The organism is Leclercia barmai (assembly GCF_049312895.1).
Lineage (GTDB): Bacteria > Pseudomonadota > Gammaproteobacteria > Enterobacterales > Enterobacteriaceae > Enterobacter > Enterobacter barmai.
In genome coordinates this window covers 287,047-296,410 of record NZ_JBMNWZ010000004.1, presented here as the reverse complement: position 1 = coordinate 296,410, position 9,364 = coordinate 287,047, and the positions used below count along the sequence as shown (strand labels likewise).

Genomic DNA, 9,364 nt, shown 5'->3' with positions numbered 1-9,364 from the left:
GATAATGCCATGAACAAAGTACCTTGCTGGTGGCTTGGGTGCTGCCTGTTGTCTGCGCAGGTCCTGGCCGCCGACTCGCCTGCGGTCATCAGCTTTGGGCAATTAAATGAAGATCGGGAGCTACCCGCCCTGGACGGACGGGTCGCCCTCCCGACCAGCCAGGCCGCACCCGGTACCTTAACGCTGGGCGATGCGGTGACCCGCGCCGTTAACTGGCATCCCACCATTCGCGAAGCGGTGGGCAAACTTTACGAACAGATCCAGCAGGTGGATGTCGCCAAATCGAAATATTACCCGCAGATCAGCGCCGGGTTAGACAACGGCTACAGCAACAACTCCAGCGATACCGGCTTTACTCCTTCCGTGGTGGTCTCCCTCTCCCAGATGCTCTATGACTTCGGCAAGGTCGCAAGCCAGGTGCGCGCCGAAGACGCGGGCGTGGTCCAGCAGCAGGCCAACGTTCTGCTGAGCATCGACACCATCGCCCGGGACACCGCCACCGCGCTGGTGCAGGTGCAGATGTGGCAGCAGATGGTGGAGACCGCTCAGGAGCAGCTTGAGGCGCTGGGGGCTATCGGCAGCCTGACCCGCCAGCGTAACGATGAAGGGGCGACCTCCCTCTCGGACGTAGTACAGACCGACGCCCGTATCGAAGGGGCGCACTCGCAGCTGATGCAGTATCAGGCCAACCTCGACAGCGCCCGCGCGACGCTGATGAGCAACCTCGGCTGGAGCAACCTGAACGGGGTCAGCAACGCCTTCCCGGAAAAACTCACCCGCAGCTGCGACATCAAAGAGCCGGACGACCGGCTGGTGCCTGCGGTGCTCGCCTCCTGGGCGCAGGCCAACGTGGCGCAGGCGAACCTGGATTACGCCAACGCCCAGATGACCCCCACCGTCTCCCTTGAGCCGCAGGTGCGTCACTACATGAACAACCGCTACCCCGGCCACGACACGCTGGACAAAACCCAGTACAACGTCTCGGTAAACGTCGAGATGCCTATCTACCAGGGCGGCGGCCTGAACGCGCGACGCAATGCCGCCAGCCACGCGGTGGAGGCGGCGCAGTCCAATATTCAGCGCACCCGGCTGGACGTGCGGCAAAAGCTGCTGGAGTCCAAAAGCCAGGTGATGAGCCTGATGAGCACCCTGCAGATCCAGTCCCGCCAGGAGACGCTCAGCCAGCGCACCCGCGAGCTCTATCAGCAGCAGTATCTGGATCTGGGCTCCCGCCCCCTGCTGGACGTGCTGAACGCCGAGCAGGAGGTCTACCAGGCCCGCTTTACCCAGTGGCAAACCGCCGGGCAGCTCCGCCAGCTGCAGATCAACTGCCTGTATAACACCGGGCGGATGCGCAATGCGTTCGGCCTTGAAAACCACACCATTCAGTCAGTGGAGATCCAGCCATGATCCGAGACGATATCCTTTACGAGGACACACTGACGCAAGAGGCGCTGGAGCACTGGGCGCAGGCGTTTGGCTATGTCGCCACCCGCTACCGGGTGGCCTGCTCCCCCGGTGCGCTGGTGGCCGGTGCCCCCTGGCTGCAGGGTAAAAGCAAAATCCCGGCGCTGACCGGGCTGGCTCGCGAGGCAGGGCTCTCCTTTCAGCTGCTGACCAACGGCCAGGAGTCGATCAACAGCTGGCGTCTGCCGGTGGTGGTGGAGCTGGATGACGGCAAGATCGGCGTCATTGAGCACTTCGACGGCGAAGATATGCTGGATGTCTGCTTCTTCGACGGCAAGGCGCAGACCAACCGCATCTCGCTGGCGAAGATGTTACCGGCCATTCACCAGGTGGTGGCCCTGCGTCCGCTGGCGGCGCTGAAAGACAGCCGCGTGGATGCCTATATCTCAAAGTACCGTCCGGACTGGCTCTACCGGCTGGTGATGCGCGACCTGCGCCCGTACACCTACGTGATGCTGGCGGCGCTGTTCATCAACCTGCTGTCGCTGGCGGGTATTCTCTTTTCGATGCAGGTCTATGACCGGGTGATCCCGGCCCAGTCCTACCCCACCCTGTACGTGCTGACCATCGGGGTGCTGATCGCCACCCTGTTCGGTTTTATTTTGCGTATTGCCCGCTCCCACATTATGGATCTGCTGGGCAAACGCGCCGACATGCGCGTCTCTGACCGGGTGTTCGGCCACGCCCTGCGCCTGCGCAACAGCGCGGTGCCCCGCTCCACCGGCAGCTTTATCTCCCAGCTGCGCGAGCTGGAGCAGATCCGCGAGATGGTCACCTCCTCGACCATCTCCACCATTGTCGACCTGCCCTTCTTCTTCCTGTTCGTGATTGTGCTGGCGATCATCGCCCCGTCCCTGGCGTGGATCGCCCCGGTGGCGGCGGTGCTGATGGTGCTTCCGGGCCTGCTGCTGCAGAAAAAGCTCGCGGCGCTGGCGAAGCAGTCGGCCCATGAATCGACCCTGCGCAACGCCGTGCTGGTGGAGAGCGTGCAGGGGCTGGAGGACATCAAGCTGATGCAGGCGGAGAACCGCTTCCTGCAACAGTGGAACAGCTACATTCAGATCACCGCCGAGTCGGGCCTCAAGACCCGCGAGCTGACCCAGGGCTTAATAAGCTGGGGGATGACCATTCAGAGCCTGGTCTACACCGCGGTGATTGTGGTGGGTGCCCCGATGGTGATCGAAGGCGAAATGACCACCGGTGCGGTGGTGGCCGCCTCGATGCTGGCCTCGCGGATGATCGCCCCGATGGCGACCCTCTGCGGCGTGCTGGCCCGCTGGCAGCAGGTGAAGGCTGCCAAAGAGGGGCTGGACAACATTATGCAGCTCCCCACCGAGAACCAGCGCGAAGAGACGCCGATCCGCCAGGACGTGCTGCGCGGCCACTACTTCTTCGATCAGGCGCAGTTTGCCTACGCCGGTGAGGTGCAAACCCCGGCGCTGCGCATCAACCGTCTGGAGATCAAACCCGGCGAGCACGTGGCGATTTTGGGCCGTAACGGCGCGGGCAAATCAACCCTGTTGCAGGCGATGGTCGGCGGGATGGATCTGATCGGCGGCGAGCTGCGGCTCGACAACCTCAGCCTGCCCCATCTCGACATGGCGGACGTGCGCCGCAACGTCGGCCTGATGAGCCAGAACGCGCGGCTGTTTTACGGCACCCTACGCGAGAACATTACCCTCGGCATGCCGCGCGCCACCGACGAGGAGATCTTTGCCGTGCTGGAGATGTGCGGCGCGGCCAGCTTCGTGCAGAAGCTGGCGAAGGGGCTGGATCACCCGATTATGGAGAACGGCGTCGGGCTCTCCGGCGGCCAGCGCCAGTCGATTTTGCTGGCGCGTATGTTCCTGCGCGATCCCAACGTCGTCCTGCTCGACGAACCGACCGCCTCGCTGGATGAACACACCGAACGGGAATTTATCCAGCGTCTGGGCCAGTGGCTGGGCAACCGCACCCTGATCGTCGCCACCCACCGCGTGCCGATGCTGGAGCTGGTGGATCGCGTGGTGGTGCTGAAAGAGGGAATGCTGGTGATGGACGCGCCGAAGGCGCAGGCGCTGAGCAACAGCCGGATGCAGCAGCAACAGCAGGCGAATGGCCGGGAGTGGAAAAATGAAAACCAATCAGCGTGACGTTGCGGCGATGGACGACCTGGATAACGCCCTCGGCTCCGAGAGCGGCTATACCGGGGCAAGAAGCATTGTGTTATTCAGCCTGCTGCTGTTTGTCGCCGCCGGGGTGTGGGCGTGGTTCAGCATTCTGGATGAGGTCTCCACCGGCACCGGCAAGGTGATCCCCAGCTCCCGCGAGCAGGTGTTGCAGTCCCTCGATGGCGGGATCCTCGCCGAGCTGAAGGTGCACGAAGGCGACCAGGTGCAGGCCGGTCAGGTGCTGGCGCGCCTCGACCCGACCCGCTCTGAATCCAACGTCGGCGAAAGCGCCGCCCGCTACCGCGCGTCGCTGGCCTCCAGCGCCCGTCTGCATGCGGAGGTGAACGATCTCCCCCTGACCTTCCCGCCGGAGCTGAAGAAATGGCCCGATCTGATCGCGGCTGAAACCCGGCTCTACAACTCCCGACGCGAGCAGTTAGAAGACTCCCGTCGCGAACTGCGCCAGGCGCTGGAGCTGGTGAATGCCGAGCTGGCTATCACCCAGCGTTTAGTGAAAACGGGTGCCGCCAGCCACGTCGAGGCCCTGCGTCTGCAGCGCCAGAAGAGCGACCTGGAGCTGAAACTCACCGACCTGCGCTCGCAGTATTACGTTCAGGCCCGGGAGGCGCTGTCCAAATCGAACGCCGAAGTGGACATGCTCTCGGCGGTGCTGAAAGGCCGTGAAGACTCGGTGACCCGCCTGACGATGACCTCCCCGGTGCGCGGCATCGTGAAGAACATCAAGGTGACCACCATCGGCGGCGTGATCCCGCCGAACGGCGAGGTGATGGAGATAGTGCCGGTGGACGACCACCTGCTGATCGAAACCCGCCTGTCGCCGCGCGATATCGCCTTTATCCACCCCGGCCAGAAGGCGCTGGTGAAGATCACCGCCTACGACTACGCCATCTACGGCGGGCTGGACGGCGTGGTGGAGACCATCTCCCCGGACACCATTCAGGATGAAGCCAAGCCGGAAGTGTTCTACTACCGGGTGTTTATCCGCACCAGCCAGGATTATCTGGTGAACAAGGCGGGCAGGCACTTCTCGATTGTGCCGGGGATGATCGCCACGGTGGATATCAAGACCGGCGAGAAATCGGTGATGGATTATATGATCAAGCCGTTTAACCGTGCGAAAGAGGCGTTAAGGGAGCGGTAGCGGAGGTAAATGCAAAACGGCAACCTGGTTGCCGTTTTTAGTGTTTGCTCCCTCTCCCTGTGGGAGAGGGCCGGGGTGAGGGCATCAGGCAGCACCGTGGCGACCGCCGGGTGGCGGCTACGCCTTACCCGGCCTTAGGCCACTAGCCTGGGTTGTAGATCCCTGCAGTGGACTGTGCCGTCTCTAAATTTGCCAACAGCGCCACGGTAATGAAGTGACCTTTACTGTTCATGTAACGAGGGATTACTTCGGCGATATCCATCGCGACGACGATAAAGATTCCTTTCATCTCTTATCGCCCCACATCCATGTCACAGCGCATACGATCCCAGCCGGTATAGTTTTTCACTTCGGGGACTGTATCGGGTAAATCCTGCCAGTTCGTTTTAAGTTGTTGCGAACTGCCTTCAAGCCCTTGCTTAGTCATGTAGATCATCCCCCAGGACCAGCCAGGAGATTGGGGTTCCAGTTTCCCGTGTACATTATTTCCCATACCGTCATCGACGGTATATTTAATCCCAGGTCCACCAGGCAGAATACGCGGATCTTCAAACGGCTTTGACGACATATAGAGCCGATGTTTGGTCTGCAAAAAGCCCTGATCGTTGACAACGGTAAAAGATACGGCATCTTCGGCAGGCGCTCTGTTATCCCCGTTCGGTTCATTATGTCCGGGAGCAAAGCCAACCGCCCTCCAGGTTTCGCCATAATCTTTCGAAACAAGGAATCCATCTACCTCCCAGTTTGGGATAGAAATATAACGTTCTGAAGGATGGATAAATTTACGGGTGAATATTCGATAAAACTGAAAGTAAGGCTGTGAATGAATGCCCCGCTTTGTATCGGTATACCAGAGTTCCCCTTCACAACCCCACCCCTTAAGCTCCAGGTAACGATGATCATCAAACCGATAAACCACCTGCGTAGGTGGCTCTTTCGCCAAACTATTCGCAGTCAGTAAAATAGTGGCCACTGCGAAAACTATACATAGTCCTTTCATCACTTATCGCCCCGCATCCATGTCACAGCGCATCCGATCCCAGCCTGTGTAGCCTTTAACTTCAGGTACTTTGTCGGGTAGGCCCTGATAGTTTTGTTCATGGCTTACCACTTTTCCTTCAAGCCATCCCTTTGTGAAGTACACCATTCCCCATTTCCAACCGGGAAAGTCTGGGCTTATTGACTGGACGGTTCCATCTTCAAGGGTGTATGTGATACCTGGACCACCGGAGACAACGCGTGGATCATCAAACGGCTTTGACGACATATAGAGCCGATGTTTGGTCTGCAAAAATCCCTGATCGTTGACAACGGTAAAGGACACGGCATCTTCGGCAGGCGCTCTGTTATCCCCGTTCGGTTCATTATGTCCGGGAGCAAAGCCAACCGCCCTCCATGTTTGACCATAATCTTTTGAAACAAGGAATCCATCTACCTCCCAGTTTGGGATAGAAATATAACGTTCTGAAGGATGGATAAATTTGCGGGTGAATATTCGATAAAACTGAAAGTAAGGCTGTGAATGAATGCCCCGCTTTGTATCGGTATACCAGAGTTCCCCTTCACAACCCCAGCCCTTAAGCTCCAGGTAACGGTGATCATCAAACCGATAAACCACTTGTGTAGGCGGCTCTTTCGCGAAGCTATTCGCAGTCAGTAAAATAGTGGCCACTGCGAAAACTATACATAGTCCTTTCATCACTTATCGCCCCGCATCCATGTCACAGCGCATCCGATTCCAGCCCGTATAGCCCTTCACTTCTGGAACTTTATTGGGTAGGTCCTGATAGTTTTGTTCATGGCTTACCACTTTTCCTTCAAGCCATCCCTTTGTGAAGTACACCATTCCCCATTTCCAACCGGGAAAGTCTGGGCTTATTGACTGGACGGTTCCATCTTCAAGGGTGTATGTGATACCTGGACCACCGGAGACAACGCGTGGATCATCAAACGGCTTTGACGACATATAGAGCCGATGTTTGGTCTGCAAAAATCCCTGATCGTTGACAACGGTAAATGATAATACGTCTTCGGCGGGAGCGTAATCATCACCATTTGGTTCATTATGCCCTGGAGCAAAGCCAACCGCCCTCCAGGTTTCGCCATAATCTTTCGAAACAAGGAAACCATCCACTTCCCAGTTTGGGATAGAAATATAACGTTCTGAAGGATGAATAAATTTGCGGGTGAATATTCGATAAAACTGAAAGTAAGGCTGTGAATGAATGCCACGCTTTGTATCGGCATACCAGAGCTCTCCCTGACAATCCCAGCCTTTGAGTTCCAGATAGCGATGGTTATCGAACCGATAAACCACCTGAGTCGGCGGCTCTTTCGCGATACCCTTCGCAGTCAGTAGAATAGTCATCACTGCGAGAACAGCACATATTCCTTTCATGCTTAATCCTTAAGCCAACTGGCTGTCACTTTTAGGTTTTGGCATTTCCCACTGCAATAACTTCCTTTCCTGGAAGTCTTCTGTTTTGAAAACGCCCATATCGACATACTTCGGGTTACGAACATTAGGTCGGATACCAGCATAATCATTCTCTACGCCATAATTACCTTGAGGCAGCACTTCATCAGGTCTATTCATATAGTTTTTAGTGGTACCTATTGGTAACCTACCTGTCCGAAAGTACTCTTTCACTTCACTATTTTTATTCAATGGATCTCGCCAGTCCGCCAGATGTAACAACTCTTCCCAGAATTTCCCGGCCTTATAGTCAAACGATTTGCACTGCCCAATCGCCAGGTCAAAGGCCATCGCCTGAGACGGCGCAAATTCGCTCATCACAATGGAAGAGTGCTGGCTGTACCCTACCGGATCCGTTTTCTGCCACTCTTTTTCCAGCTCTTCACGGGTTTTTAACCAGGTAACAGACAGCACCGGGTACTCTTTCGAACCCGTAACTTTTCCTTCAATGACTCTGTGTTTCCGGGCAATACTTTCAATCTCAAGTTCATCGCGCGTTAAGACATGCCCCGGTTTCCAGTTGATACGCTGATAGCTGTTGAGCATATACATTGCACAGTCCGTGCGCTTAATAGCGCTGGCTTTGGCGGAATAGGAGATGTAAGCGTCCGGGCTTTCCGGATCGATATAATAGGTATAGGGTTCGTCACTCGTCTTCGGATCGTTATCAGGACGGTTATCCTGCCCCTGGAGTTTAAACATAAACGGCTCCGGTAATTCCTCGCCGTTAATGACCACATCACGAAAGTTGTAACTGCTGTTCGTCAGGAATGCATATTCTGCATCCCCCTCCTTTTGCGGCGGTAACTTAAAGGGGTTTGCGTCCGGGGCTTTTCCCACCTCACCGTGCTGGTAAAAGACTCGCTGATACAGATTAGGAATATCACGGGCTATTTTCTGAGGGATGCCCCGCCAGCCAAACCCCTGCACATTCTCCAGCGATACGACGCCGTCGTTCGGGCAAAAATAGTTGTACACCTTGCCGTCATTGCTCCGGCAATATCGGTCATCGGTTCGCAGCGGGTTATCGGAAGGTTTACGCAGGGTACAGGAGGCTTCAAGCGCCAGTATGTCACTCTCCGATATATTTCCACCCCCTTTCCATTGCGTATACATCAGGTTGCAGAAGTTTTTGAAGGTGTTCTGTCTTGCGGCGTTGGTCTGTTGATATCCAGGCTGAATATTTTCAGCCACACGCGATTCCAGGGAATACGGGGAATGGTTAAGAATGACACAGTTTACCGGTGCATATCCGGCTTGCTTGACCAACATATTTGCCAGCATAGTGATGATCGTTCCCTAGCTATGAGCAACCACATTAATCACATCATTCTTAGTTATATCTTCTACCCTGATCTGAATAATCAAATCCGCCAGCCGCTGAGCGGCAAAAAACTGATAAATGCGGTGCGGGTTTTCATAAACAGGATGCGTAAAGTCCCCTCCATTCAAGTGCAGAGAAGCAAATCCCGCTGCTGCCACACCAAAGCCACCCGCACCCGGCCCTAACATATCCGGGATAGTGGTGGTGGCATTAGCAAAGGTCCCGCCATTTTTGGCAAAGTGCATATCGAGCACATTTTTGAAGTTATCGTTCTGGTACTTAAACGGCCCTTGTCCGTCATTACCCAGCGCCGCTTTATTCTTCGGGTTATGTTCCTGGTAAGCATCATAGGGCAGATGGGCTTTGTCACTCAGCTTGCCGACCTCTTCCCGGTAGCGCTTCTGGTCTGCCCGGTAGTCGTCAAATGTCACCGGTTTATATCCCCAGTAAAACGGGATGATGGGCGAGCGACCGGGGTCGGCGATTCGGTAGTCTTTCCATTCATGGGGATAAAAATCCTGCCGGTTAAGCCGTTTCCCCAGTCCCTGAAGAATTCCCTTCTCCTGGTTCTGGTAGGCTTCACCCACGTCGTTCACCCCGTGAACCAGAATCACAATACCCGGCATCGGGCGCGGTACCCCGACACTTCGCGTCTGCGCAACTTCTCCCAGACTTTTATGTACCGGAATATCGCCCTCAGAAATCACACGCGGTGCGTAGGGTCTGGTCTTCGTCTCCGTCATTCCATCAGCTCCATTTTGTAATAATAGTCTCTGTCCAGCGAA

7 protein-coding genes and 1 pseudogene are annotated in these 9,364 nt (G+C 56.2%); 3 read left to right on the top strand and 5 right to left on the bottom strand.

Annotation, left to right across the window (positions count from 1 at the left end; genetic code table 11):
- Positions 1-9 precede the first annotated feature (9 nt).
- From ACOYA6_RS17140 to ACOYA6_RS17130, 3 genes are read left to right on the top strand one after another with little or no spacing between them, the layout of a single operon-like run.
- Positions 10-1,410 (top strand): TolC family outer membrane protein, encoded by a 1,401-nt coding sequence (locus ACOYA6_RS17140; RefSeq protein ID WP_422655066.1) that lies wholly within the window; start codon positions 10-12, stop codon positions 1,408-1,410.
- On the top strand, positions 1,407-3,599 hold the full coding sequence (locus ACOYA6_RS17135) for a type I secretion system permease/ATPase (protein WP_039030047.1): 2,193 nt from the start codon (positions 1,407-1,409) through the stop codon (positions 3,597-3,599). Before ACOYA6_RS17140 ends, ACOYA6_RS17135 begins: the two co-directional genes overlap by 4 nt.
- 10 nt (positions 3,600-3,609) lie before the next feature.
- On the top strand, positions 3,610-4,779 hold the full coding sequence (locus ACOYA6_RS17130; RefSeq protein WP_422655109.1) for a beta-barrel domain-containing protein: 1,170 nt from the start codon (positions 3,610-3,612) through the stop codon (positions 4,777-4,779).
- A 142-nt stretch (positions 4,780-4,921) separates the two neighbouring features.
- On the opposite strand, the gene ACOYA6_RS17125 is transcribed toward ACOYA6_RS17130, so the two are convergent.
- The 5 genes and pseudogenes from ACOYA6_RS17125 to ACOYA6_RS17105 form a co-directional block, all read right to left on the bottom strand.
- The gene (locus ACOYA6_RS17125) at positions 4,922-5,068 is read right to left on the bottom strand and encodes a hypothetical protein (protein WP_176556475.1); all 147 of its coding nucleotides are present in this window, start codon (positions 5,066-5,068) and stop codon (positions 4,922-4,924) included.
- Between the two features lie 3 nt (positions 5,069-5,071).
- Positions 5,072-5,779: a T6SS immunity protein Tli3 family protein gene (locus tag ACOYA6_RS17120; RefSeq protein WP_422655065.1), complete on the bottom strand. Its 708-nt coding sequence runs from the start codon at positions 5,777-5,779 to the stop codon at positions 5,072-5,074.
- A 3-nt stretch (positions 5,780-5,782) separates the two neighbouring features.
- On the bottom strand, positions 5,783-6,478 hold the full coding sequence (locus ACOYA6_RS17115) for a T6SS immunity protein Tli3 family protein (RefSeq protein WP_422655108.1): 696 nt from the start codon (positions 6,476-6,478) through the stop codon (positions 5,783-5,785).
- Positions 6,479-6,481: 3 nt separating this feature from the next.
- Positions 6,482-7,177: a T6SS immunity protein Tli3 family protein gene (locus ACOYA6_RS17110; RefSeq protein ID WP_422655064.1), complete on the bottom strand. Its 696-nt coding sequence runs from the start codon at positions 7,175-7,177 to the stop codon at positions 6,482-6,484.
- Between the two features lie 9 nt (positions 7,178-7,186).
- Positions 7,187-9,322, bottom strand: a pseudogene (locus ACOYA6_RS17105) (T6SS effector phospholipase Tle3 domain-containing protein).
- Positions 9,323-9,364 lie beyond the last annotated feature (42 nt).

Excerpts from the sequence above, each read along its gene's own strand:
- ACOYA6_RS17140 (WP_422655066.1), top strand. The coding sequence starts at position 10 with ATGAACAAAGTACCTTGCTGGTGGCTTGGGTGCTGCCTGTTGTCTGCG.
- ACOYA6_RS17135 (WP_039030047.1), top strand. The coding sequence starts at position 1,407 with ATGATCCGAGACGATATCCTTTACGAGGACACACTGACGCAAGAGGCG.
- ACOYA6_RS17130 (WP_422655109.1), top strand. The coding sequence starts at position 3,610 with ATGGACGACCTGGATAACGCCCTCGGCTCCGAGAGCGGCTATACCGGG.
- ACOYA6_RS17125 (WP_176556475.1), bottom strand. The coding sequence starts at position 5,068 with ATGAAAGGAATCTTTATCGTCGTCGCGATGGATATCGCCGAAGTAATC.
- ACOYA6_RS17120 (WP_422655065.1), bottom strand. The coding sequence starts at position 5,779 with ATGAAAGGACTATGTATAGTTTTCGCAGTGGCCACTATTTTACTGACT.
- ACOYA6_RS17115 (WP_422655108.1), bottom strand. The coding sequence starts at position 6,478 with ATGAAAGGACTATGTATAGTTTTCGCAGTGGCCACTATTTTACTGACT.
- ACOYA6_RS17110 (WP_422655064.1), bottom strand. The coding sequence starts at position 7,177 with ATGAAAGGAATATGTGCTGTTCTCGCAGTGATGACTATTCTACTGACT.